This is a genomic window from Kitasatospora papulosa, from assembly GCF_000717245.1.
GTDB lineage: Bacteria > Actinomycetota > Actinomycetes > Streptomycetales > Streptomycetaceae > Streptomyces > Streptomyces papulosus.
Genome location: NZ_JNYQ01000009.1, coordinates 99,415 through 124,116 on the forward strand (window position 1 = coordinate 99,415; position 24,702 = coordinate 124,116).

The 24,702-nt window shown below is 72.0% G+C and carries 24 protein-coding genes; 16 read left to right on the forward strand and 8 right to left on the reverse strand.

What is annotated here, in order from left to right; translation table 11 throughout:
- Window positions 1-30: 30 nt before the first annotated feature.
- Window positions 31-1,626 carry an ABC transporter substrate-binding protein gene (locus IA22_RS0122865; protein ID WP_030124681.1) on the reverse strand — a complete coding sequence of 532 codons (1,596 nt, stop codon included), beginning with the start codon at window positions 1,624-1,626 and terminating at the stop codon, window positions 31-33.
- A 170-nt stretch (window positions 1,627-1,796) separates the two neighbouring features.
- Here IA22_RS0122865 and IA22_RS0122870 point away from each other — a divergent pair, with 170 nt between their 5' ends.
- The 4 genes from IA22_RS0122870 (at window position 1,797) to IA22_RS0122885 (ending at window position 5,474) form a co-directional block, all read left to right on the forward strand.
- A complete protein-coding gene (locus tag IA22_RS0122870; RefSeq protein ID WP_015579320.1) occupies window positions 1,797-2,528 on the forward strand; it encodes a FadR/GntR family transcriptional regulator in 732 nt (243 codons plus the stop codon).
- A 160-nt stretch (window positions 2,529-2,688) separates the two neighbouring features.
- Complete coding sequence (locus tag IA22_RS0122875) at window positions 2,689-3,666, forward strand: acetylxylan esterase (protein ID WP_015579319.1); 978 nt, start codon at window positions 2,689-2,691, stop codon at window positions 3,664-3,666.
- A gap of 71 nt (window positions 3,667-3,737) precedes the next feature.
- Entirely contained in the window at window positions 3,738-5,186 is a 1,449-nt protein-coding gene (locus IA22_RS0122880) for a sialidase family protein (protein ID WP_030124682.1), read from the forward strand.
- Between the two features lie 21 nt (window positions 5,187-5,207).
- On the forward strand, window positions 5,208-5,474 hold the full coding sequence (locus IA22_RS0122885; RefSeq protein ID WP_030124683.1) for a hypothetical protein: 267 nt from the start codon (window positions 5,208-5,210) through the stop codon (window positions 5,472-5,474).
- Here IA22_RS0122885 and IA22_RS0122890 read toward each other — a convergent pair.
- Window positions 5,438-6,157, reverse strand: a complete 720-nt coding sequence (locus IA22_RS0122890; protein ID WP_014153250.1) for a FadR/GntR family transcriptional regulator — start codon at window positions 6,155-6,157, stop codon at window positions 5,438-5,440. The genes IA22_RS0122885 and IA22_RS0122890 overlap by 37 nt on opposite strands.
- Window positions 6,158-6,354: 197 nt before the next feature.
- On the opposite strand from IA22_RS0122890, the gene IA22_RS0122895 reads away from it, so the two are divergent.
- The 4 genes from IA22_RS0122895 (at window position 6,355) to IA22_RS0122910 (ending at window position 10,501) form a co-directional block, all read left to right on the forward strand.
- Window positions 6,355-7,314: a dihydrodipicolinate synthase family protein gene (locus IA22_RS0122895; protein ID WP_030124684.1), complete on the forward strand. Its 960-nt coding sequence runs from the start codon at window positions 6,355-6,357 to the stop codon at window positions 7,312-7,314.
- Window positions 7,311-8,300: an ROK family protein gene (locus IA22_RS0122900; protein WP_051694828.1), complete on the forward strand. Its 990-nt coding sequence runs from the start codon at window positions 7,311-7,313 to the stop codon at window positions 8,298-8,300. The genes IA22_RS0122895 and IA22_RS0122900 overlap by 4 nt, the downstream gene beginning before the upstream one ends.
- Window positions 8,297-8,977 carry an N-acetylmannosamine-6-phosphate 2-epimerase gene (locus tag IA22_RS0122905; protein WP_014153253.1) on the forward strand — a complete coding sequence of 227 codons (681 nt, stop codon included), beginning with the start codon at window positions 8,297-8,299 and terminating at the stop codon, window positions 8,975-8,977. The genes IA22_RS0122900 and IA22_RS0122905 overlap by 4 nt, the downstream gene beginning before the upstream one ends.
- Window positions 8,978-9,040: 63 nt before the next feature.
- Entirely contained in the window at window positions 9,041-10,501 is a 1,461-nt protein-coding gene (locus IA22_RS0122910; protein WP_014153254.1) for a sialate:H+ symport family MFS transporter, read from the forward strand.
- A 69-nt stretch (window positions 10,502-10,570) separates the two neighbouring features.
- Here IA22_RS0122910 and IA22_RS0122915 read toward each other — a convergent pair whose 3' ends face one another.
- The 4 genes from IA22_RS0122915 to IA22_RS0122930 form a co-directional block, all read right to left on the reverse strand.
- Window positions 10,571-11,029: a MaoC family dehydratase gene (locus tag IA22_RS0122915; protein WP_030124686.1), complete on the reverse strand. Its 459-nt coding sequence runs from the start codon at window positions 11,027-11,029 to the stop codon at window positions 10,571-10,573.
- Window positions 11,030-11,059: 30 nt separating this feature from the next.
- Complete coding sequence (locus IA22_RS0122920) at window positions 11,060-12,403, reverse strand: MFS transporter (RefSeq protein WP_030124687.1); 1,344 nt, start codon at window positions 12,401-12,403, stop codon at window positions 11,060-11,062.
- Between the two features lie 126 nt (window positions 12,404-12,529).
- Window positions 12,530-13,756 (reverse strand): acetyl-CoA C-acetyltransferase, encoded by a 1,227-nt coding sequence (locus IA22_RS0122925; RefSeq protein WP_030124688.1) that lies wholly within the window; start codon window positions 13,754-13,756, stop codon window positions 12,530-12,532.
- A 116-nt stretch (window positions 13,757-13,872) separates the two neighbouring features.
- On the reverse strand, window positions 13,873-14,763 hold the full coding sequence (locus tag IA22_RS0122930; protein WP_030124689.1) for a LysR family transcriptional regulator: 891 nt from the start codon (window positions 14,761-14,763) through the stop codon (window positions 13,873-13,875).
- 153 nt (window positions 14,764-14,916) lie between these two features.
- On the opposite strand from IA22_RS0122930, the gene IA22_RS0122935 reads away from it, so the two are divergent.
- The 4 genes from IA22_RS0122935 to IA22_RS0122950 all read left to right on the forward strand — a co-directional run bounded on the left by IA22_RS0122935 (window position 14,917) and on the right by IA22_RS0122950 (window position 18,713).
- Complete coding sequence (locus IA22_RS0122935) at window positions 14,917-15,834, forward strand: CoA transferase subunit A (protein ID WP_030124690.1); 918 nt, start codon at window positions 14,917-14,919, stop codon at window positions 15,832-15,834.
- A gap of 26 nt (window positions 15,835-15,860) precedes the next feature.
- Complete coding sequence (locus IA22_RS0122940) at window positions 15,861-16,637, forward strand: CoA-transferase subunit beta (RefSeq protein WP_030124691.1); 777 nt, start codon at window positions 15,861-15,863, stop codon at window positions 16,635-16,637.
- Between the two features lie 82 nt (window positions 16,638-16,719).
- On the forward strand, window positions 16,720-18,246 hold the full coding sequence (locus tag IA22_RS0122945) for a 3-hydroxyacyl-CoA dehydrogenase (RefSeq protein ID WP_030124692.1): 1,527 nt from the start codon (window positions 16,720-16,722) through the stop codon (window positions 18,244-18,246).
- 71 nt (window positions 18,247-18,317) lie between these two features.
- Window positions 18,318-18,713 (forward strand): VOC family protein, encoded by a 396-nt coding sequence (locus IA22_RS0122950; RefSeq protein WP_030124693.1) that lies wholly within the window; start codon window positions 18,318-18,320, stop codon window positions 18,711-18,713.
- On the opposite strand, the gene IA22_RS0122955 is transcribed toward IA22_RS0122950, so the two are convergent.
- Window positions 18,650-19,411: a DUF6597 domain-containing transcriptional factor gene (locus tag IA22_RS0122955; protein ID WP_030124694.1), complete on the reverse strand. Its 762-nt coding sequence runs from the start codon at window positions 19,409-19,411 to the stop codon at window positions 18,650-18,652. The genes IA22_RS0122950 and IA22_RS0122955 overlap by 64 nt on opposite strands.
- Window positions 19,412-19,421: 10 nt before the next feature.
- On the reverse strand, window positions 19,422-20,561 hold the full coding sequence (locus tag IA22_RS0122960) for a YihY/virulence factor BrkB family protein (RefSeq protein WP_078559828.1): 1,140 nt from the start codon (window positions 20,559-20,561) through the stop codon (window positions 19,422-19,424).
- A gap of 17 nt (window positions 20,562-20,578) precedes the next feature.
- On the opposite strand from IA22_RS0122960, the gene IA22_RS0122965 reads away from it, so the two are divergent.
- The 4 genes from IA22_RS0122965 to IA22_RS38295 all read left to right on the forward strand — a co-directional run bounded on the left by IA22_RS0122965 (window position 20,579) and on the right by IA22_RS38295 (window position 24,636).
- Complete coding sequence (locus IA22_RS0122965) at window positions 20,579-22,216, forward strand: acyl-CoA dehydrogenase family protein (protein WP_030124695.1); 1,638 nt, start codon at window positions 20,579-20,581, stop codon at window positions 22,214-22,216.
- 269 nt (window positions 22,217-22,485) lie between these two features.
- On the forward strand, window positions 22,486-23,778 hold the full coding sequence (locus IA22_RS0122970; RefSeq protein WP_014153266.1) for a GAF domain-containing protein: 1,293 nt from the start codon (window positions 22,486-22,488) through the stop codon (window positions 23,776-23,778).
- Between the two features lie 47 nt (window positions 23,779-23,825).
- Entirely contained in the window at window positions 23,826-24,419 is a 594-nt protein-coding gene (locus IA22_RS0122975) for a GNAT family N-acetyltransferase (RefSeq protein ID WP_030124696.1), read from the forward strand.
- A 133-nt stretch (window positions 24,420-24,552) separates the two neighbouring features.
- A complete protein-coding gene (locus IA22_RS38295; RefSeq protein ID WP_349817346.1) occupies window positions 24,553-24,636 on the forward strand; it encodes a putative leader peptide in 84 nt (27 codons plus the stop codon).
- The last annotated feature ends 66 nt before the right edge of the window (window positions 24,637-24,702 follow it).

Sequence of the window (24,702 nt, forward strand, 5' to 3'; positions counted from 1 at the left end):
GGAGGGCGGGCCCCGCACCGGGCGTGGGCGTCAGGCGCGGCTGACGTCCACGAAGGACAGGCCGGTGGTCGGCAGCGGCTCGAAGCCGGGCAGGGCCTTCTCGTTCCAGGCGGTGGGCAGCTTGCGGTGGAGGATCGGGTAGAGCGCCGCCTCGTCCGCGACGATGTCAGTGATCCGGTTCCAGAGCTGCTTGCGCACGGCCTCGTCGGCGGCCTGGGCGGCCTTGTCGAGGAGCTGCTTCACCTGCTTGTATTCGGCGGTCCGGGACCAGCCGTAACGCTTCTCCGGCCAGAAGCCGTAGTAGAACCAGCGCATCAGCAGGTCGACGTCGTTCCCGAAGACGGAGGGGTCACCGGGGGCGACCATGACCTCGAAGTCGCCCGCGTCGACCTTGGCCCACTGGGCCGGGGACTGGGCGATGTTCAGGGTGGCCTCGACACCGGCGGCGGCCCAGCTCTCCTTGAGCAGCGGGGCGATGTCCTTGACCCAGCCGGTGTCGGTGGTCAGGACGGTGAACTTGAGCGTGCCCACGCCCGCGTCGGCGAGCAGCTTCTTCGCCTTGGCCACGTCGTGCGTGTACACGGTCGCGGCCTCGTGGTAGTCGGGGTGGGTCGAGGGGACGTATCCGGTGGCGGCGGCGGCGTTGCCGACCATCGCGGTACGGATGATCTTCTCGGTGTCCAGCGCGTGGTGCAGGGCCTGGCGGACCCGCTTGTCGGCGAACCGCTTGTCGGTGGTGTTGAACATCAGGAAGAGCAGGCCGAAGGACTGCACGGACTCGGTCTTCGCCGTGCCCGAGAGGCCCTTCACGTCGATGTACGGGACGTCCTCGATGGCCTGGACACGGCCGGACTGCATGGCGCTGACGCGGGCCGACTGGTCCGATATCAGGCGCCAGATCATCTTCTTGGCCTTGGCGGGGTGCGGGCCGTTGTACGTGTCGTACCTCTCGAAGACGATCTTGTCTTCACGGGTCGCGGAGATGAACTTGTACGGCCCCGAGCCGACGGGCCTGGCGTCGAATCCCTTGACGTCCGCCTCGACGATCTTCTTCGGCACGATGCGGGCGACCGCGATGCGGGAGGGGAAGAGCGCGAAGGCGTACTTGAGCTTGAACTCGACCGTCTTCGCGTCGACGGTGGTGATCGTGTCGATGAAGGGCACGAACTGCGCCATCAGCGACGCGTTCTTCGGGTCCAGGATGCGTTCGAAGCTGAAGACCACGTCCTCGGCGGTGACCGCCGAGCCGTCGTGGAAGGTGGCGCCTTCGCGGAGGGTGGCCCGGTAGGTGGTGGCGTTGATCTTCTTCGGCATCTCGGTGGCCAGCGCGGGGCGGGCCACGAGCGTGGCCGGGTCGAGATCGACCAGGCCCTCGAAGATGTGCATGTTGGCCGCGTAGGGCGTGGCTCCGGAGGTGATCATCGGGTCGAAGCCGGTCGAGAGCGGGTACGACAGACCGGCCTCGATGGTGCCGTTGCCGTCCCCCTTGCCCGCCGCGCCGTCGGCGGTCGAGGAGGGACCGCCGCACGCGGAAAGGCTCGCCGTGACGGCTGCGGCCGCGCCGATGGCACTGGTGTAACGCAGGAAGGTGCGGCGCTCGACGCCGGCTGGCCTCAGCTCGGGCACGGGTCCTCCAAGGGACGTTGTGAGCTCGGTACGGGTGAGAAAACGACCGTTTCGACAGCTGTCGGTACGCCGTCTGACCGGTGAGCATCAGACGTCAGATGTCTGATGCCTTGATAGCGTGGGAACGTAGCTTGACAATCGAGAGGGGTCAAGAGGTGGGGAGTTCACATATGTCCGGCACGCGACCCGGCCGCACCCTGCTGCGGCAGGAAGTGGTCGAGGGCATCAAGCGCTACATCCTCGACGAGCGGCTGCGCCCCGGAGACCCGCTCCCGACGGAGCCGGCGCTGTGCGAGGCGCTGGGGGCCAGCCGCTCCAGCGTCCGGGAGGCCGTCAAGATCCTCGCCGCTCTCGACATCGTCGAGGTGCGCCACGGCCACGGTACGTACGTCGGCCGGCTGAGCCTGTCCGCCCTGGTGGAGAGCCTCACCTTCCGCGGCCTGCTCTCCCCCGACGACGACTTCCAGGTGATGGCCGACCTCGTCGACGTACGCGAACTCTTCGAGCGGGGCATGGCCGACCGGATCATCTCCTCGCTCAGCACCGAGCAGCTCGACGGCCTGGAACGCCTGGTGGAGACCATGCGCGCGACCGGCGCGGGCGAGGGGCACGGCTTCGTGGCCGCGGACCGCGCGTTCCACGCGCTGCTCGTGGCACCGTTGGGCAACGACCTGATCGGCCAGCTCTCGATGGCCTTCTGGGACGTCTACACGATCGTCGCGCCGCACCTCGACGGTTTCACGCACGCGGACGAGACCGCCACGATCGCCGCCCACCAGAACATCGTCGACGCGGCCCGGGCCGGGGACGTCACCGCGTTCCTGAAGGCGCTGGACGAGCACTACGCCCCCGTACGGCGTCGGATCGCCGAGGCCAGGTCACGCGTGGCGGACCCGGCCTGACATCACCGTGCGGCACCCCGCCCCGCACCTCGGGGGCGGGGGCCGCGACCTCCGGCACACCCTTGACGTCCGGCCGCAGGGCTCCCTAGGGTCCAGTTCAGCAACAGGACATCTGACGTCTGCTGTCCGGACTCTTCCCTTACTCCAGGAGGGCACAGCCATGCCTTCGGCCGATCTCCCGCTCGAGGAATGCCGCGCCTTCCGGCCCGATCTCCCGCTGCCCGGCGGCTTCGACGCCTTCTGGGCCGGCACCCTGGGCGAGGCACCGCACGACGGCGCCGCGGACAAGCCCCGGTACAAGGAGGTCGACTGCGGGCTGCCCCGGATCCGCACCTACGACGTGAGCATCCCGGGCTACGCCGGACGTCCGGTGCGCGGCTGGCTGCACATGCCCACCGGTGCCACCGAACCGCTCGGCTGCGTCGTGGAGTTCCTCGGATACGGGCGCGGCAGGGGCCTGCCCCACGAGGAGCTGATGTGGGCGTGCGCCGGTTACGCGCACCTGGTCATGGACACCCGGGGCCAGGGGTGGTCGGCGGCGGCCGGCGTCACCCCGGACACCGACCCCGGGGCGGCCGGGGCGGTTCCGGGCTTCCTGACGCGGGGCATCGAGAGCCCCGAGACCCACTACTACCGGCGCGTGTTCACCGACGCGGTCCGCTTCGTCGAGGCGATGCGCGCGCATCCCGAGGTCGACCCCGCACGCATCGTGGTGACCGGGGTCAGCCAGGGCGGCGGGATCGCGCTGGCCGTGGCCGGACTGGTGCCGGGCCTGGCCGGGGTGATGCCGGACGTACCGTTCCTGTGCCACATCGCCCGGGGCGCGCGGATCGCCGGACTGCCCCCGTACACCGAGATCGCTTCCTACCTGCGGCTCCACCACGGCCGCACCGAGCAGGTCTTCCGCACCCTGTCGTACTTCGACGCGGCCCACCACGCCACCCGGGCGACCGCGCCCGCCCTGTTCTCCATCGCCATGGCCGACGAGATCTGCCCACCCTCCACCTGCTTCACCGCCTACCACCGTTACGCGGGCCGCAAGGAGCTGCGCGTCTACGAGTTCAACGGGCACGAGGGCGGCGGCGCGCACCACCGGGCGGAGCAACTGGCCTGGGTGCGGGACCTGTTCGCCCCCTGACGCGCCGGCTCCTCACGCCGTGCTCCGCTCCGTCTCCGCACCTCTCCCCCTCACGAGAAGAGAGACCGTTCATGCAGCGCAGAGTCACCCTCGCCATGCTCTCGGCCGCCGTCATGGTGGCCACCGCGGCCGGTACGGCCACCGGCGCCCCCACTGCCGCGGCCGCGGCCGGAGAACTCACCTCCCAGGACATCGCGACCCAGGGGGCCGGATCTCCCTACTACCGCATCCCGGCCCTGACCACCTCCGTCAAGGGCACCCTGCTCGCCGCCTACGACTCCCGCCCCACGCTCGGCGACCTGCCCGGCAACCTGGGCATCGTGCTGCGGCGCAGCACCGACGGCGGGGCGACCTGGCAGGCCCAGCAGGTGGTCCGCAAGGAGGCCGCCCCGAAGGGGTTCGGCGATCCGAGCCTGCTGGTGGACCGCACCACGGGCCGGATCTTCGTCTTCTACGCCGGCTCCGTGAACCAGGGCTTCTTCGGGTCGGGCACGGGCAACGACGAGAGCGACCCGAACGTCCTGCAGGCCGACTACAGCTACTCGGACGACGACGGGGTGACCTGGACCCACCGCCGGATCACCCAGCAGATCAAGAACCCCGCCTGGGGCGGCATGTTCGCGGCGTCCGGCGAAGGCATCCAGGTGCGTAACGGCGCCTACAAGGGCCGTCTGATCCAGCAGTACGCGATCCGGAACAACGGCGCCAACTACGCGGTCAGCGCGTACAGCGACGACCACGGCGCGACCTGGAGGACGGGCAACCCGGTCGGTCCGGGCGGGGACGAGAACAAGACGGTCGAGCTCAGTGACGGCCGGATCATGCTCAACAACCGTTCGGCGCCCTACCGGACCATCGCCTACTCCACCGACGGCGGGGTGAACTACACCCCCTTCGCCCAGGACACCGCCCTGCGGGACCCGGCGAACAACGGCTCGGTGATGCGGTACGCCCCGGACGCGGCGGCATCGGACCCGAAGGCCTCGTGGCTGCTGTTCAGCAACACGGACAGCAGTTCCTCCCGGAGCAACCTCACCGTGAAGATGTCCTGCGACAACGGGAGGACCTGGCCGATCCGCAAGGTCGTCGACCCCGGGAGCACGGCGTACTCGACGCTGACGCGACTGCCGGACGGGCGGCTCGGTCTGCTCTACGAGCGGGACGACTACACGCACATCACGTACTCCTCCTTCGACCTCCAGTGGCTCGGCGGCACCTGCGCGGACATCACGATCACCCCGCCCGCCACCATGAAGGCGGGCACCACCACGGAGGTCACGGTCCGGGTCGTCAACCGGATGGACGTGACCCGCAGCGCCGGGACACTCGACCTGACGGTGCCCGGCGGCTGGACGACCGGGCAGGTCGCGTTCCCGGCGACACGTCCGGGTGAAGGCGCGAACATCAAGGTCCCGGTCACCATCCCGGCGGGTGCCTCGGGGAACGCCGAACTGACCGTGACCTACAAGGCCGACGGCAAGCAGGCCTCGGGGAGCCGCACGGTGACCGTGACCCTGTAACACCCCTCTCCCGCAGGAGTGTTGTCGCCCCCGTCGCACCCGGCCGGCTGCCAGGACGGGGGCGGCACCTCCCCCGCCGAAGCGCTGCGGCACCACGCCCGCGAGCGGGCCCCCGAGGGGGCCCGGCCGGTCGGGCCGGGACGCGGGCTCGGCCGCGCGCAGGTGGAGCCGGCCCCGGACCGGACCACCATGGGCCAGGCTTCGGTGGACGCCTGGTGCCGCGCCACCCTCGCGGGCACGAGCAGCTGTCTCTACACGGACACGGACTCGGACACGGACGCGGACTGAGGTTCGAGGCGGTTCCTGATCCCGTCGAAGTGGGTGCGCATCGCGCGCACCGCTCGCGCGCCGTCGGCCGCCGCGACCGCCTCGACGATCTCGTGGTGCTGGGAACAGGTGACGGACGGGTCCTGATGGCCGTCGTCGACGTCCTCACGCACGCGGTCCATGGCCGCCCAGAAGGCGTCCAGCACCTCGCTGAGCAGATGGTTGTCGAGCGAGGCGTAGAGCGCCAGGTGGAACGCGCGGTCGGTGGTCCTGGCGACCCGGCCTCCGTCCGCGGCCTCGGCCTCCATCGTCGCGACGAGGCCCCGCAGCACGGCGAGGTCCTCCGCGGGGACTCCGGCGGTGACGGCCGAGACGAGTCCGGTCTCCAGGGCCTCGCGCACCTTCATGAGTTCCAGCAGGCCGGGCTCGCCCTGCCGCTGCCGGACGGCCGCCCGGAAGGCGAGCCCCTCGGCGAAGGGTGACAGCGAGAGTGAGCCGACGAAGGTCCCGAAGCCCCGCCGGATCTCGACGACGTTCACGGCCTGGAGCGCCTTGAGCGCCTCGCGCACCGAGACCCGTCCGGCGGAGAAGAGATCCATCAGCTCGGCCTCGGTGGGCAGCGGATCACCCGGCCCGAGCCGGCGTCCGAGGATCAGTTCCTTGATCCTTCGCTCGATGTCCTGAGCCATGGTGGGGCGGGCCACAACGGTCCTCCTGGGGTGTCGCCGGCCTCCGGTGCCTCTTGACCGGCCGCCGGGGCGTCTGTCTAAGGTGAGTCCAGACATAGGACATCTTACGTCTCACGTCTTGGTCCCGTCTCCCGCTTCGGCGAACGAGCGGCGACCGACCCACGACCGGCCCGCGAGCGACACGCGTCCCGAACAAGCTGGAGCCCTTCACCATGTCCCTGACCGCACCGCTGCACGGCGTCGTACCGCCGGTCTGCACCCCGCTCGACGACCGCGGGGAGGTCGACACGGCGTCCCTGACTCGGCTCGTCGACCACCTCGTCGACGGTGGTGTGCACGGCCTCTTCGCCCTCGGTTCGACCAGCGAGGTCGCGTATCTGACCGACGCCCGGCGCGCCACCGCCCTGAGGACCGTGGTCGCCGCGGCGGCGGGGCGGGTCCCGGTCCTGGCCGGGGTCATCGACACGACGACGGCCCGGGTCACCGAGCACGCGCGGACCGCCGCGGAGCTCGGCGCGGACGCCCTCGTGGCGACCGCCCCCTTCTACACACGTACGCATCCGAAGGAGACCGCCGGACACTTCCGGCGGCTCCGCGCGGCCGTCGACCTCCCGTTGTTCGCCTACGACATCCCGGTCGCGGTGCACTCCAAGCTCTCCGCGTCCCTGGTGCGGGAGCTGGCCGAGGACGGCACACTGGCCGGTCTCAAGGACAGCAGCGGTGACGAGGGCGGTCTGCGCAGGCTGATCGTGGAGCTCGGCGGCCGCGAAGGCCGGGCCCGGGGCCCCGTGCCGCACTTCAGCGTGCTGACCGGTTCCGAACTCACCGTGGACGCGGCGCTGCTGGCCGGGGCCGACGGTGTCGTGCCCGGCATCGGCAACGTGGACCCCGCCGGTTACGTCCGGCTGTACGAGGCCGCGCGCGCCGGTGACTGGGCGCTCGCCGCCCGGGAGCAGGAGCGGCTCGTCGAGCTGTTCGCCATGGTCGACGCCGGTCCGGAGCAGGACATGGGCCGCAGCTCGTCGGCGCTCGGGTCCTTCAAGGCGGCGCTCCGGCTGCTCGGTGTCATCGAGAACGGTGCCACCGCTTTCCCGCAGCTCCCGCTCTCCGCCGAGTCCGTCGCCCTCGTCGCGGAGCGGCTGCGCGGGGCCGGCCTGCCGCCGGTCCGATGAGCAGCGTGCGCAGCACGGGCAACGGTTCTGCGGGCACCGGCCCGGGCACGGCGGTCACCCGGGCCGCGGTGATCGGCCTGGACCTCGGCGGCACGAAGATCGCCGCCGCCCTCTTCGCCGAGGACGGCACGGTGCTGGCCCGGCACACCCGTCCCACCCCGGCCCGGAACGGCGCGGCAGCGGTGCTCGACGCGCTCGCCGCGGCGGCGGCCGAGGTGGACCCCGGCCGGCGGGCCACGGTCCTGGGCATCGCCGCGGCAGGGGTGGTCGATCCCCGCAGCGGCATGGTCACCAGCGCCACCGACTCGATCAGCGGCTGGGCGGGCACCGCGCTGGCAGCGGGCCTGGCGGACCGCACCGGTCTGGCCGTGGCCTGCGACAACGACGTGCGTGCCACCGCCGGGCCGGAGCTCGCCGCGCTGCCGGACCGTCACGGCTCGCTGCTCTTCGCCGCGGTCGGCACGGGCGTGGGCGGGGCCCTCGCCGTGGACGGGCGGATGCTGCACGGCGCGGCGGGCATCGCCGGCCACCTCGGTCATCTGCCGAGCGCGGAGGCTGCGGGACTGCCCTGTACCTGCGGTGCCACCGGACACCTGGAGGTCATCGCCTCGGGGCCGGGCATCACCGCGCACTACGAGCGGCTCACCGGGGCCCCGGTGGACCGGCTGGAAACGGTCGCCGCGCGCGCCGCCGACGGCGAGCGGGCCGCCGTGCACGCCGTGACCACGGGGGCCGCGGCCGCCGGACGGGTCCTCGGGGGCCTCGCCAACGCGCTCGGGCCCGACCGGGTCGTCGTCGGCGGCGGTGTCCCCCGGATCGGCGCGCTCTACGGCGACGCGCTGGCAGCCGCCTTCGCCGCGGAGCTCATGCCACCGCTGCGCGGGCTCGTCCCCGAGCCCCCGCTCTTCGGTCACGACGCCGCCGTGCTGGGCGCCGCCGCTCTGACCTCCACCCTGCCCCTCCACCACCCCGGAGTTCCCCGATGACCGCACAGAACCTGGCCGCAACCCTCGAAGGCCGTCTGATCGTCTCCTGCCAGGCACCTCCCGGCGACCCGATGCGCGAGACGTCGGCCCTCGTCCGTCTCGCCCTCTGCGCCGTGGCCGGCGGCGGGGCGGCGATCCGGGCCAACGAGCCGGAGGTCGTCGCCGCGATCACCGCCGCCGTCGACCTCCCGGTCATCGGCCTGTGGAAGGACGGCGACACCGGCGTCTACATCACCCCGACCGTCCGGCACGCCCTGGCGGTCGTCGAGGCCGGCGCGGCTGTCGTCGCCGCCGACGCCACCGACCGGCCGCGCCCGGACGGCTCCACGTTCGCCGAGCTGGTCGCCGCCGTCCACGCGGCGGGCGCCCTGGTCATGGCCGACGTCTCCACGCTCGCCGAGGGGATCGCCGCCGCGGACCAGGGGGCGGACTTCGTCTCGACGACCCTGTCGGGCTATGTGCCGGGGACGCCGGAGCAGACCGGCCCGGACCTGGACCTTGTGACATCTCTCTCCGCCGCGCTCTCTGTACCGGTCGTCGCCGAAGGACGTATCAATAGCCCTCAGGAGGCTGCCGAGGCCGTCGCCCGTGGCGCCCACAGCGTCGTGGTCGGTACAGCCATCACCGCTCCCACCGCCCTGACCTCACGCTTCGTCGCCGGCCTCGCCCGGTCCTGAGCAAACCGCACCACAAGGGACGGCGCCCCGGCTGCGGGGCCGTCCCCGCACCAGGAGCGCATCGTGCAGAAACCCCCCTCCACGCTCCCCTGGTACCGCGAGGTGAGCGGTACCCAGTGGAAGTCCTTCTTCGCCGCCTGGATCGGCTACGTCCTCGACGGATTCGACTTCGTCCTCATCACGCTCGTCCTGACCGAGGTCAGCGACGAGTTCGGGCTGAGTACGGTCCAGGCCGCCAGCCTGATCTCCGGCGCCTTCATCACCCGTTGGCTGGGCGGCGCCGTCCTGGGCGCCCTCGGTGACCGGTTCGGCCGCAAGATCTCGATGGTGCTGAGCATCCTGCTCTACTCGCTGGGCACCTTCGCCTGCGGGTTCGCCTGGAACTACCACAGCCTCTTCGCCGCCCGCCTGGCCATCGGCATGGGCATGGCCGGTGAGTACAGCGCCAGCGCGACGTACGTCATGGAGAGCTGGCCCGCGCGGGTGCGCAGCCGGGCGAGCGGCTTCCTGATCTCCGGATTCTCGGTCGGCTCCGTCCTCGCGGCCCAGGTCTACACCTGGGTGGTGCCCTCGCTCGGCTGGCGCTGGATGTTCTACCTGGGTCTGATCCCCATCGCCGTCGCGCTGTGGATGCGGCGGGCCCTGCCGGAGGCCGAGGAGTGGACGGCGGAGGTCGCGGACCGGGGCGCGAAGCCCAACCCCTTCCGGCCGCTGTTCCGGACCCCGCGCCTGGCCGTGGTCAACACCGTCCTCGCGGTGGCCGCCACGCTCTCGCTCTTCCTGGTCTTCACCCCGGGCGGCGAGGGCCTCGTGCCGGTGCTGTCGGTGGTGGCGGGCCTCGCCCTCGCGGCGTTCGCCGTGCAACTGGGCGGACGGCGGAGCTGGCTGCTGTACGTGTCGATGATCGTGACGCTGTTCTTCGCGTTCCTGTACTCCTGGCCGATCCAGGCCCTGCTGCCCACCTATCTGAAGACGGAGCTGGGCTACACCACCGACCAGGTCACCGACGTCCTGTACTTCGCGGGCTTCGGCACCATGATCGGCTGCTGGGCGGCCGGCTTCCTGGGTGACTGGATCGGCGCGAGGAAGGCGTACGCGCTGACGCTGCTGGCCTCGCTGGCCTTCGTCTATCCGGTGTTCGCGGTGCGGGACGACCTGCTGGTGCTCGGCTGCCTGCTGTTCATGCTGCAGGCCACCAGCTTCGGAATCTCCGGGCTGCTCCCGCGCTACATCGGCGGCCACTTCCCGACGGCGAGCCGGGGGGCCGCGCTCGGCTTCACCTACAACGTGGGGGCGCTGGGCGGTGCGGTCGCGCCCGTCCTCGGGGCGCACCTGGCGTCCGGGATGGACCTGGGCCAGGCGCTCGCGGTACTGACGTTCGCGGGGACGGTCGTCGTGGTGCTGCTGGTCGGCTTCGACGTACCGGCGCGGCTGAACCGGCTGACGGACCCCGACGCGAGGCCGGACCATCTGGCCGAGCCCGACCGGGCCCCGGAGGCGGAGAAGGCAGACCGCGCCGGGTAGCGGGAGCACCTGTGCGAAGCGCCCGGCCGGGATTCCGGCCGGGCGCTTCGCACGGGGGCGTATGCGCGTCTACGGGTAGAAGTGCGTCAGCGACTCGGCGACACAGGCCGGCTTCTCGGAGCCCTCCAGCTCGAAGGTGAAGGCCCGCGTCATCTGTACGCCGCCCCGGGCGACCTCGGTCACCCCGGTGACGGTGGCGTGCAGGCGTACGCGGCTGCCGACGGGGACGGGGGCGGGGTGACGGACCCGGTTGACGCCGTAGTTGAGCGCGCGCCCCACACCGCTCACCTGGAGCAGCTCGCCGAACATCGGGATGCCCCAGCTCAGGATCATGTAGCCGTGGGCGATGGTGCGGCCGTACGGGCCGGCTGCGGCGCGTTCGACGTCGGTGTGGATCCACTGGTGGTCACCGGAGACGAACGCGTAGGCGTCGATGAGTTCCTGGGTGACCTCCTTCCATTCCGAGCGGCCGAGGTCGCGCCCGCCGAGGGCGAGGATCTCCGGGATGCCGTGCGCGGTCAGCGGCATGGCGGTACTCCGTTCCGGGTGTGCGGGCGGTCAGGCGGTGACGGGCGCCGTGCGGGGCGCGGCGGCCGGCTCGGCGGCCTGCTCGTCGTGGTTGGGGCGCTTCAGCAGGAGCAGCATGCAGCCCAGGGTCAGCGCGACCTGGAAGACGGCGTAGGCGATGACGGCGGTGATGGAGCCGGTCCGGTTGAGCAGGAACTGGCCGATGATCGGGGTCGTGCCGCCGAGCAGGGTGCCGCAGAGCTGGTAGCAGAGCGAGATGCCGGTGTAGCGCAGGTGGGCCGGGAAGCGGCTGGCGAGCATGCCGGCGAGGGCCGCGTAGTAGAGGCAGTGCGGAATGGTGGCGACGGCGACACCGAGCATCGCGAGGCCGTAGTTCTCGGTGCTGATGAGGACGAACATCACCGGCATCAGGACCAGTTCCGGCACCAGCATCACGATCACCGCGCGGGACCAGCTCTTCATCCGGGTGGCGATGACGGCGCCGAAGGGCTGCACGATGATCTGGGTGATGTTGGCGACCAGGATGATCGTCAGGAAGGAACTGCGGTCGAAGTCGAGGGACGTGGTGGCCCAGGAGAGGGCGAACGCCGACTTGAAGTACGTCGCGGAGAGTCCGATGGTGCAGGCGCCGATGCCGAGGACGATCAGCATGGGGTGGCTGCGCAGGACCTCGGTCAGCGGGAGCTTGACGACTTCCTTCTTCTCGATGAGTTTGGCCATGGCCGGGGACTCGGCGACCTTCAGCCGGACCAGCAGGCCGACCATGACGAGTGCGGCGGAGGCGAGGAAGGGCACGCGCCAGCCCCAGGAGACGAAGGCGTCGTCGGGGAGCTGGCTGATGGCCAGGAAGCTCACGGTGGAGAGGGTGTTGCCGACGGGCGAGCCCTGCTGGGCGAAGGCGCCGTACAGGACGGACTTGCCCTTGGGCGCGTGCTCGGAGGCGATGAGGACGGATCCGCCCCACTCACCCCCGAGGCCGATGCCCTGGATCATCCGGATGCAGACGAGCAGGATCGGGGCGGCGATGCCGATGGAGGCGTAGCCGGGGAGCAGTCCGATCGCGGTGGTCGAGATGCCCATCATCAGCAGGGTGATGACCAGGGTCTTCTTGCGGCCGAGCCGGTCGCCGTAGTGGCCGAAGATGATGCCGCCGATGGGGCGGGCGAGGAAGCCGACCCAGAAGGTGGCGAAGGCGACCAGAGTGCCTATGGGGCCTTCGAGTTCGGGGAAGAACACCTTGTCGAAGACGAGCGCTGCCGCGGTTCCGTAGATGTAGAAGTCGAACCACTCGATGGTGGAGCCGATGAAGGCTCCGAATCCTGCGCGGTTGGCGGCTTTCGTTCGCTCGCGTGCGGTTGCGGTGGTCGCACTCATGGGTGGCTCCCGTGAACATCGTTGATCAAGCGGATGGGGGCACGGCTGACCCGGCGTCGCCCGAGACGCCCTGGGGTCGCGTGGTGGAGAGGGGACGGTGAGGAGGAGGGGGACGGTGGGAGGACGTCAGGCGGAGACGCGTTCGAAGACAGCGGCGAGGCCCTGGCCACCGCCGATGCACATGGTCTCCAGCCCGTAGCGCGCCTGGCTGCGGTGCATCTCCCGGCTGAGCGTGGCGAGGATGCGGGCGCCCGTGGCACCCACCGGGTGACCGAGGGAGACGCCGGACCCGTTGACGTTGACGCGCTGCTCGTGGTCCTTCTCACCGAGGCCCAGTTCCCGGGTGCAGGCGAGGACCTGGGCGGCGAACGCCTCGTTGATCTCGATCAGGTCGAGGTCGGCGAGGGTGAGTCCGGCCCGTCCGAGTGCCGCGTGGGTGGCCGGGACGGGGCCGAGGCCCATCGTCGCGGCGGGGACACCCGCGCGGGCGAAGGAGACCAGACGGACGAGCGGGGTGAGCCCGAGCCGTTCGGCGGTGGCGGCGCTGGTCACCAGGCAGGCCGCGGCGGCGTCGTTCTGGCCGCTGGCGTTGCCGGCGGTGACGGTGGCCTCGGGGTCGGTCCTGGCCATGACGGGCCGCAGCGCCGCGAGTTGCTCGGCGGTGGTGTCGGGGCGGGGGTGCTCGTCCGCGGTGACGACGGTTTCACCCTTGCGGTGCTTGACGGTGACGGGGACGGTCTCGGCGTCGTAGCGGCCCTCCCGCACCGCGCGGGCGGCGCGGGTCTGCGAGCGCAGGGCGAGGGCGTCCTGGTCGGCGCGGCTGATCGCGTACGCGCGGCGCAGGTTCTCCGCGGTCTCGATCATGCCGCCGGGTACGGGGTGGTGGAGTCCGCCCGCCGTGACCCGGCCGCGTGCCAGCGAGTCGTGCAACTGGAGTCCGGGGCCCTTGATGCCCCAGCGTCCGTCGTGCGTGTAGTACGGCGCGGCGCTCATCACGTCGACGCCGCCCGCGATGACGACGTCGCTGAATCCGGCCCTGATCTGCATGGCCGCGTCCAGGACGGCCTGCAGACCGGAACCGCAGCGCCGGTCGGTCTGGAGTCCGGTGACGGTCTCGGGGAGTCCGGCGTCCAGGGCGGCGACGCGGCCGATGGCGGGTGCCTCGGACGAGGGGTAGGCGTGCCCGAGGATCACCTCGTCCACCCGGCCGGGATCGATTCCCGTACGGGAGACGACCTCGGCGATGACGCGTGCGGCGAGCGCGGCGGGCGTCTCCCGGGCGAACGCGCCGCCGAAACGCCCGATGGGTGTGCGCAGCGGCTCGCAGATGACGACATCGGTCTGGTCGGGCACGGCGGAACACCTTTCGGCGGGTTCGGGTGTGTGGGCTGACCTTCGCACTGGACCACTGAGTCGGTCCAATATCGAGTTACCTCACGTTCAAGACGCCATGCGTCTCAATCACGCGGTCATGGCGTCGGCAGCGCCTCCTCGGCGACCGCCAGCACCGCGCGCAGCGCCGCCGAGGGGTTGTCCGTGCGCCAGGCCAGCGCGGCCTGGCGCCGGATGGGCGGACCGGCGAGGGGGCGGTAGACCAGCCCGTTCTGCTGGATGTGGCGGACGGAGGAGACCGTGAGCGTGACGCCGACGCCCGCGGCGACGAGGGCCAGGATCGTGTACGAGTCGGGGGCCTCCTGCACCACCCGCGGGTTGAAGCCGGTGGCCTCGCAGGCCTGGACCATCACGTCGCGGACCGTGGAGCCGGCGTTCGCGGGGAAGGAGACGAAGGGTTCGTCGGCGAGGACCCCGATCGGGACGGCCTCCAGCCGGGCGAGCGGGTGGTCGGAGGGCAGCGCGCACAGCAGTTCCTCCTCGTCGATGACGCGGTGGGCCACTCCCGGCTGGGTGACCGGCAGGCGTACGAACCCCAGGTCGAGGGAGCCGTCGGCGACCCGGGAGAGGGCGACGTTGGCGTACGTCTGCCCCTTCATGGCCAGCTCGATCCCGGGGTGGGCGGCCCGCACGGCGCGGGTCAGCAGCGGCAGCGTCTCGTGGCTGGACGCTCCCGCGAAACCGATGGTGACCCGCCCGTACTCGCCCCGGCCCGCGGCCTTGGCGGCCCGGACCGCCGTGTCGAGGTCGTCCAGCACGGTGCGCACCGGTTCGAGGAAGGACTCCCCCGCGCTGGTGAGCCGCACCGAGCGGGTGTTGCGCTCGAAGAGCTGGACGCCCAGCTCCTTCTCCAGCTGCCGGATCTGCTGACTGAGCGGGGGCTGGGCCATCTGCAGCCGCTTGGCGGCGCGGCCGAAGTGGAGTTCCTCGGCGACGGCGGTGAACGCGGTCAGATGACGCAGTTCCATCGGAGCTTCCATTCATTAACCAACGGTCTTGATCCGACCTTAATTTGGTATTGGACAGCAATCAATGGTCACTGACACGGTAAGGCGACCAGCACGCACTCGCCGAGGAGCACCGTGGAGCGGACGGATACGGCCGACGGGCCCAGCAAAGTCATGTCGATGAGGGACGCGGTCGCCGCCTTCGTGCACGACGGGGCGACCGTCTGCCTGGAGGGCTTCACCCATCTCGTCCCCACCGCCGCCGGGCACGAGATCATCCGCCAGGGGCGCAAGGACCTCACCGTCGTACGGATGACGGCGGACATCGTGGTGGACCAGATGATCGCCGCCGGCTGCGTCTCGCGGCTGGTCTCCTCCTTCGTGGGCAACTCATCCGCCGGTTCGCTCGGTGAGCTGCGGCGCAGGATCGAGCGCGCCGACCCGGCCCCGCTGGCCTTCGAGGAGTACAGCCACTACGGGATGGTCTGCCGCTACCTCGCGGGGTCCCAGCGACTGCCGTTCTACCCGCTGCGCAGCTACGGCGGCAGCGACCTGCCGGGCGTCAACAGCGGTCTGCGCAAGGTGACGTCCCCCTATCCCGGGCCGGACGGGGAGCCGGAGCAGATCTACGTCGTACCGCCCGTGAACCCGGACGTGACGATCATCCACGCGCAGCGGGCCGACCGCCGGGGCAACACCCAGATCTGGGGGCTGACCGGCATCCAGGCGGAAGCGGTGTACGCGGCGGACAAGGCGATCGTCGTGGTCGAGGAGGTCGTCGAGGACGAGGTGGTCCGCTCGGACCCCAACCGCACACTGGTGCCGTCGCACGCCGTGGACGCGGTGGTCGTCTGCCCGCGCGGCGCTCATCCCTCCTTCGCGCAGGGCTACTACGACCGCGACAACGACTTCTACCGGGCCTGGTCGCACATCAGCAAGGACCCGGAGCGGCTGCGGGCGTGGCTGGCGGAGTGGGTGTACGGGACGGCCGACCACGCCGGTTACGTCGAGAAGCTGGGCGAGGAGTTCTGGGCGGGCCTCGCGGTCGGCGAGGCGCTGAGCGAACCGGTGAACTACGGGAGGCGGTTGTGACCGCGTCCCACGGGAAGGAACCGAACATGACCACCACCGCACCGGGGGCCGTCACCTCGTCCGAACTGCTCTCGGTCGTGGCCTCGCGCGAACTCGCCTCCCGCAGGACGGTGTTCGCCGGGATCGGGCTGCCCACCCTCGCCACGGAGCTCGCGCACCTGACGGTCGCACCGCGGATCGAGGTCGTGTACGAGTCCGGGGTCTGCGGGGCGCATCCCTCGCACCTGCCGGAGACCATCGCCGACGCCGTGATCGTCTCGGGTGCGGAGGCCGTGCTGTCGATGCCGGCGCTGTTCGGCTGCGTGCTGCAGGGCGGCCACATCGACGTGGGCTTCCTCGGTGCCGCGCAGATCGACCGGTGGGGCAACCTCAACACCTCCGTCATCGGGGACTGGGAGAACCCCGAGGTGCGGCTCCCCGGGTCGGGCGGAGCCGTCGAGGTGATGGCCAACTCCCGCGAGGTCTTCGTGGTGATGCGCCGCCACGACCCCCGCTCCTTCACCACGGCCCTGGACTTCTGCACCACACCGGGCCCGGACCGCGCACTGGCCGAGGGCATCCGGCCGCTCGGCGCGGGGGTCACCCGGGTCATCACCGAACTGGGCATCCTGGCGCGCTCCGGCGTCGGTGAGGAGCTCCGTCTCGTCGCCGTGCACCCCGGTGTGACGGTGGACCAGGTGCGGGAGGCCACCGGCTGGGACCTCCGGGTGGACGACTCCGTCACGACCGTGCCCCCGCCGACCGCGGCCGAGCTGCGCCTCCTGCGCGAGGACGTCGACCCCGGCCGCGTCTACCTCCGCTGAACCCGGCCGCCCGCATCTTCCGCCGCCGACCGCGGCTACCGTCGCTGACATCGACCGCACCTGCCGAGAGGACGTAACCGCCATGCGTATCAGGATCGTCGGCGCCGGAGCCATGGGCCGCGGCATCGCCCAGTGGGCCGCCGTCGGCGGGCACACCGTGGAACTCTGCGACGTCCGGACCGAGGCGGTGACAGCGGGCGTGGACTTCGTACGGTCGATGCTGGAACGCGCGGTCCACAAGGGCCGGATGTCCGCCGAGGATTCCGCCGCGGCCCTGGAGCGGCTGGTCCCGCTGGACGACCCGTGGGCGCCGGGCCCCGAGGTCGAGCTGGTCGTGGAGGCCGTGCGCGAGGACCTGGACACCAAGGCCGAGGTCTTCGGGAAGCTGGAACAGGCGCTGCCTGAGTCCGCGGTCTTCGCGACCAACACCTCGTCCCTGTCGGTGACCCGGATCGCCGCCTCGCTGCGGGACCCGGGCCGGCTGGCCGGTCTGCACTTCTTCAACCCCGTACCGCTGATGAAGATCGTCGAGGTCGTACCGGGCGCCGCCACCCGCCCCGGGATCCCGCCGGTGCTCACGGCGCTGGTCGAGAGCTGCGGGCACCGGGCGGTGACCGTGGCCGACACCCCCGGCTTCCTCGTCAACCACGCCGGCCGGGGGCTGGTCACCGAGGCCCTGGCGCTGCTGGAGGAGTCGGTCGCCGATCCCGCCGGGATCGACCGGATCGCCCGGGACGTCCTGGGGCTGCGCATGGGCCCGTTCGAGCTGATGGACCTCACGGGGCTCGACGTCACCGCCGCGGTGATCGACTCGATCTGGCAGGGCTTCCGGCACGAGGCCCGGCTCCGCCCCTCCTTCCTCACCCCGAACCGGGTCACGGCGGGACTGCACGGCCGCAAGACCGGGCAGGGCTGGTTCGCGTACGGCCCCGACGCGCCGGCGCCCGCCCCGGAGCCGCCGGTGACGGGCGACGCCGGCCGGCCGGTGTTCGTGGCGGGCGAGGAGGGGGACGCGCTGCGCGGCGAGCTGACCGCCGCCGGCGCGACGGTCGAGAGCGGCACCGCCCCCTCGGAGAGCGCACTGGTGCTCGTCCCCGTGTGGGGCACCACCGTGGCAGCCGCGGTGGCCTCGCTGGGGCTGCCCGCCACGCGCACCTTCGGTGTGGACCCGCTGCCGCCGGCGGGCCGCCGCCGGGTGCTCGCGGTGACCCCCGCCTCCGACCCGTCCGCGGCGCGGGACGCCCGCGCGGTGCTGGCGCGCGCGGCGGACGGCGCGGAGCCCTTCGCCGTGTCGGTGGTGCGGGACACCGCGGGCTCGGTGGCGCAGCGGCTGCTCGCCTCGGTGGTCTCCGTCGCCGCCTCGATCGCGGAGCGCTCACTGGCCGCCCCGGCGGACATCGACCTCGCCGTGACGACCGGGCTCGGCTACCCGGTGGGGCCGCTGGCCTGGGGTGACCGGGTCGGTGCCGCGCGGATGCTGGAGCTCCAGCGTTCGCTGCACGCCGCGACGGGCGATCCGCGCCACCGGCCGACCCGCTGGCTCACCGAGCGCGCCCAGCTCGGCCTGCCGCTGACAAGGACGGGCACCTCGCCCGACATCTGCGCATAGCGGGTGACCACGCCGGGGCCGTGACCGTTTCGTACAAGACCGGGTCACGGCCCCGCGCCTACGGTCGTTCCATGACTCCACGACTCGACGCCGTCTCCGTCACCACCGCCGACCTGACCGCATCCCTGGCCTTCTACCGCCGGCTGGGGCTCGACACCCCCGAGGGTGCCGAATCGGCACCCCATGTGGAGGTGGCGCTCCCCGGCGGGCAGCGCCTGCTCTGGGACACCGAGGACGTCGTCCGCTCCTTCGACCCGGGCTGGACGGGGTCGAAGGGCGGTGAGCGCCTCGGCCTCGCCTTCCTGTGCGAGGGCCCCGCGGAGGTCGACGCGGTGTACGCCGATCTGACCGGCGCGGGGTACGAGGGGCACCTGGAGCCCTGGGACGCCGTCTGGGGCCAGCGTTACGCGGTCGTCCTGGACCCCGACGGCTGCGCGGTCTCCCTGTTCGCCGCGAACCCCTCCTGACCGGTGCGGGCGAGATGGTCGCCGAGCGTCGTGCCGGCCAGGTCCCGCATCTCACGGGCCAGATGAGCCTGGTCCGTGCAGCCGGCGGCGTACGCGGCCTCCGCGTACGGGGTGCCCGCGCGTACGAGGGCCAGGGCGCGCTGGAGCCGCAGGACCCTGGCCAGTGTCTTGGGGCCGTACCCGAACGCGGCCAGCGAGCGGCGGTGCAGCTGGCGGGCCCCGAGGCCCACGGACCGCGCGGTGGCGGCGACGGAACTCCCCTGGCCCAGCCGCTCGGCGACCACCGCCGCGAGCGGGTCGGGAGGCTCGGCGTCCGCGGCGCGGCACAGGGCGATGTCCTCCAGCACGGCGGACGGGTCCTCCGCGTCCCCGGTCCGCGCGGTGAGGTCACGGACCGCCGGTGACGGCCAGAGGGCGTCGAGCGGGACCCGTCTGTCGCGGAGCTGGTGCGCCGGCACCCCCAGGAGCGCCGGAGCCGTGCCGGGGGCGAAGCGGATGCCCGCGCACCCGCCGGACAGCTCCGCGGGAGGGGTGAACGCGCGGGTGTCGGGGCCCGCCACCATCAGGCGGCCGCCGGCCCACAGAAGGTCGATGCAGCCGTCGGGCAGGACGGGCCGCGCGGGGTCACGCGCCCCGCTCCAGGTCCAGAGGACCGCGCCGCCGAGCCGCGACGCCCGCTCCTCGTACCGTGCGCCCATGCGCCCCAGGCTACGTGGCGTCCTTGTCCCGGGTCCCGTGCAGGCGGGACTTCACGTCGTCCGGGGGCAGGAAGCGCGACCAGCGCTCCGGGAACTCGGAGGGCATGGACACGTCCTCCTCCTCCTCGTCGTCGTCGGTGGCGTACGCGTCCCAGTTCGCTGCCTGGGCGCGTGCCAGCAGTTCGGCGGCCTGGGCGGCCTTGATCCGGTCGCTGGTGGCACGGGCGGCGGCGGTGGCGAGCGAGGGCCAGACACGGTCGATCGCCGCGTTCACCGCGGCGCCGACGAGTACGGCGAAGGCGGAGATCCCTATCCACAGCAGCACGGCGATGGGTGCGGCCAACGAGCCGTAGATGGTGGGGCCCTCGACCGTGCTCGTGAGGTAGATCCGCAGCAGGAAGCTGCCCAGCACCCACATCCCGAGGGCCACGAGTGCCCCGGGGACGTCCTCTATCCACGGCGAGCGGACGGGCACCGACACGTGGTAGAGCGTCGTCAGGAACGCGATGGACAGCAGTATCACCAGCGGCCAGTACATGACCGCGAGCACCTCCGTGCCCCACGGGACGAACTCCACCACCCGGTCCGGGCCGACCACCAGCAACGGCAGGACCACGGCGCCCAGCAGCAGCGCCACGACGTACAGCAGGAAGGCGAGGAGCCGTGTCTTGACGATGCCGCGGTGGCCGTCGAGCCCGTACATCACGGTGATGGTGTCGATGAAGACGTTCACCGCGCGGGATCCCGACCAGAGCGCGATCGCGAAACCGAGGGAGATCACGTCGGGACGCGCGCCCGTGGTGACGTCGGCTATGAGCGGCTTGGCGATGTCGTTGACGCCGCGCTCCGACAGCACCGTCTGCACCGCGCCCAGGATGTTGCGCTCGATGGAGGCGACCGTGGTGGTGGACGTCCAGTCGTCGACGTATCCGAGCAGCCCGATCAGGCCGAGCAGCAGCGGAGGCAGGGACAGCAGGGTGAAGAACGCCGCCTCGGCCGCGAGGCCGAGGATGCGGTACTCGATGCACGAATTGACCGTGTCCTTGAGCAACTGCCACGCCATCTGCCGCTTCGACACGTTGCGGTAGAGGACGCGGGCCCGGTGGAGGCGGCCCGGTGGCCGTTCGGGTGTTTCTTTTGCTGCCTGCACCTCCTTACCGTATCGGCATGGCAGCTAGCACCCACACAGTGACCAACCAGGTTCCGCCGCTGGTCGGCTATGACGTCTTCGCCGGCGACCGGGCGCTGACGGAGGCCGTCGAGCGGCATCTCGCACCCGGCATCCTGCGGGAGGCACAGGAGGAACTGAGCACGCTGGGCCGGGCCGCCGGCTCCGCCCAGGCCCAGGAGTGGGGTGCGCAGGCGAACGAGAACCCGCCGAAGCTGCGCACGCACGACCGTTACGGGCACCGCGTCGACGAGGTGGACTTCCACCCGGCCTGGCACCGGCTGCTGGGGCACGCCGTCACAGCCGGGCTGACGGACGCCTGGGGCCGGGAGGGAGGGCACGTCCGGCGCGCGGCCGGGTTCCTGGTCTGGACGCAGGCCGAGGCGGGCCACGGGTGTCCGCTGTCGATGACGCACGCGGCGGTCCCGGCGCTGCGCACCGATCCGGCGCTGGCCGCGGAGTGGGAGCCTCTGCTGACCTCGCACGTGTACGAGGAGGGGCTGCGGCCCGCTCCGCAGAAGGCCGGTGTGCTCTTCGGGATGGGCATGACCGAGAAGCAGGGCGGCACCGACGTACGGTCCAACACCACGCGTGCCGAGGCGCTGGCGGCCGACGGGGAGTACCTGCTCACCGGTCACAAGTGGTTCTGCTCGGCCCCGATGTCCGACGGCTTCCTGGTGCTGGCGCAGGCGGCGGACGGGCTGAGTTGCTTCCTCGTCCCGCGGGTCCTCCCGGACGGCTCCCGCAACCCCTTCGCGCTCCAGCGTCTCAAGGACAAACTGGGCAACCGGTCCAACGCCTCCGGTGAGGTCGAGTTCGACGGCACGTGGGCCCGCCGGGTCGGTGAGGAGGGGCGCGGGGTGCGCACCATCATCGAGATGGTGGCGGCGACCCGGCTGGACTGCGTGGTCGGTTCGGCCGCGCTGATGCGTCAGGCGGTGGCGCAGGCGATCCATCACAGCGCCCACCGCAGCGCGTTCGGCGGTCTGCTGATCGGGAAGCCGCTGATGCGCAACGTACTGGCGGACCTGGCCCTGGAGTCGGAGGCGGCGACGACGCTCGCGCTGCGGCTGGCCGCCGCCTACGACGCGGACACGGAGCAGGAGCGCGCCTTCCTGCGCATCGCGGTGCCGGCCGCCAAGTACTGGGTGACCAAGCGGTGCTCGGCGGTGGTCGGGGAGGCCCTGGAGTGCCTCGGCGGCAACGGTTACGTCGAGGAGTCCGGGATGCCGAGACTGTTGCGAGAGGCCCCGCTCAACTCGATCTGGGAGGGCTCGGGCAACGTACAGGCGCTCGACGTCCTGCGGGCGCTGCAGCGTGAGCCGGGGGCGCTCGACGCGTTCCTGCGGGAGGTCGGGAAGGCGCGGGGCGCGGACCACCGGCTCGACGCGGCGATCAAGGACCTTCTGACGGAGCTGGCCGACCTGGAGGCCGTCGAGGCGCGGGCCAGGCGGCTGGTGGAGCGGATGGCCCTGGTGCTGCAGGGCTCGCTGCTGCTGCGCTGGGCGCCGCCGGAGGTCGCGGACGCCTTCTGCGCCTCACGGCTGGGAGGGGACTGGGGCTCGGCCTTCGGGACGCTGCCGCACAGCCTGGACCTGGCCACGGTCGTGGAGCGGGCGCGGGCCGGGGAGTCCTGAGGGGCGCGGCCGGGGCGGGAACGACGGAGGGTGGTGCTGCGCCGACACGGCACCACCCTCCACGCTTGTGCAGCACCGCACGGCGGGTCGACGACTCCCCACGCGGTGTTCCTCCACCCTCGTACGGTCCGCACGCCTTCGCCAGAGTTGCAAAGGGTTGCAACCGTCGCGTGGAGTGCGGGCCGACGGGGCCCCCGCACGGCAGGATGTGTCCTTTGGGCCGGGCCTCGCTCCTCCGGACCGGCCCACTCCTTGTTGGGGGGAAGTTCATGGAGTCACACACCGGCGCGGGGGCGCGGCCGGAGAACACCCCGCGTCCCGCCGTGTCGCAGCGGCTGGTCCGTCGCGCACGGGAGGCCCGGCTGGCGGGCGGGCGTACGGCGGCGGCACCGCGCCCGGAGATCGACGCGTCCTGGGAGCGCGTGCTGCGCAGCGGCGTCGACCCCGAGCAGTCGCCGGAGAGCAGGCTGCTGGAGACGGACGAGATCGAGCACCGGCGCAGGGCCACGGCACTCGGCGAGGTCATGCCCGTCCTGCGGGAGGGGCTGGCGGCGATAGCGGACGCCACGCAGCAGATCATGGTCGTGACCGACACCGAGGGCCGCGTCCTGTGGCGGCAGGGCCACACGGCGGTGATGCGCCGGGCCGGGGAGATCTGCCTGACGGAGGGTGCGGCCTGGACGGAGTCGGCGACGGGGACGAACGCCATCGGCACCGCGCTCGCCACGCGCACCCCCGTGCAGGTCCACTCCGCCGAGCACTTCATCCGTGTGCTGCACGACTGGACCTGCGCGGCGGCCCCGGTGCGGGACCCCCGGGACGGCCGGCTGATGGGCATCGTGGACATCAGCGGGCCCGCGTCCACCTTCCATCCGGCGACGCTGGCCCTGGTCGGTTCGGTCGCCGCGCTGGCGGAGAGCGAGCTGCGCGGCCGGCACCTGGTGGCGATCGAGCGGCTGCGCTCGGTGGCGGCGCCGATCCTCTGCCGGCTGGGGGGCCGCGCCCTGGTGGTGGACACCCACGGCTGGCTGGCCGCAGTCAGCGGGATGCCGCCGGTGGACCGGCTGCCGCTGCCCAAGTCGCTGGAGCCGGGCACGGTGTGGCTGGCCTCGCTCGGGATGTGCCGGGTGGAGCCGCTGCCCGGCGGATGGCTGGTGCAGGTCGCGGAGGACTCCCACGACCGCCCGCCGCGACGGGTGGTGCTCGACCTCGGCCGCGAGCGGGGCCTCGCGGTCCATGTGACGGGCCCCGTGGGCAACTGGACACGCAGGCTCTCCCCGCGCCACGCCGAGCTGCTGTACGCGCTGGCCCTGCACCGCGAGGGGCGCACGGCGGCGGAGCTGGCCGGGGACGTCTTCGGCGACGCGAGCCGGACGGTGACGGTGCGGGCCGAGATATCGCGGATCCGCCGCCATCTCGCGGAGGTGCTGGCGCACCGCCCGTACCGCTTCCGCGAGGGGGTGGAGGTGGAGGTGGTCCATCCCGAGGTCCCGGCCGATCTGCTGCCCCGCTCGACGGCTCCGGTGGTGCTCAGGACACGCAGGCCCGCGGGGAGGGCCTGAGGGCCCCGGTGTGGCCGGGGTGCGGCGGCCGTGGTTTTCTGGCCGCCATGAACGACTCCGCGCACCACTCCCCCGCCGTCTCCGACGTGACCGTCTGGTCCCTGGAGCAGACGTCGCCCGCCGATCTGACCCCTGCCGCGGCACCCGCGGACGGCGTGACGGTCACGCGTGCGCGGACCCCGCTGCCGGAGTTCAGCAGGTTCCTCTACACGGCGGTGGGCGGGGACGTCCGGTGGACCGACCGGCTGGGTCTGACGTACACGCAGTGGCAGGAGATCCTGGAGCGTCCGGGGGCGGAGACCTGGGTGGCGTACGAGAACGGGACACCGGCGGGGTTCATCGAGCTCGACGCCCAGGAGGACGGGGCGGTGGAGATCGCGTACTTCGGGCTGATCCCGGCCTTCCGCGGCCGGCGCATCGGCGGCCATCTGCTGTCGTACGGTACGGCCCGCGCGTGGGACCTGGCCGAGCGGCATCCGGGGCGGAAGCCCACCGAGCGGGTATGGGTGCACACCTGCTCGAACGACGGCCCGCACGCGATGGACAACTATCTGCGGCGCGGTTTCCGGCTGTTCGACACCAAGGTCGAGCAGGAGCCGGACGTCGCGAATCCCGGTCCCTGGCCCGGTGCGCACGCCTGATCACACCCGACTTTGTCGCTTTGTCGACAGGTCGGACGTGACGGACACCACAGCGTCTCGCATGTCGGGACCATCTCGTCCACATGGTGGATCGTGGTGGACTGGCCCGAGATCCGCGTGACACGCTTCCGTCATGTCTGGAACTGGAATTGCCTTGGTGAGTCGGCGGCACGTCGACCTCGGCCGCATGTCCAGCGCCATCTGTCCGGTCCGCTGAGAGTTTCCAGCACCGCGATCTCCTGAACCAGCTCCACCCCCTGCGCACCGCCGCGCCTGACGCGAG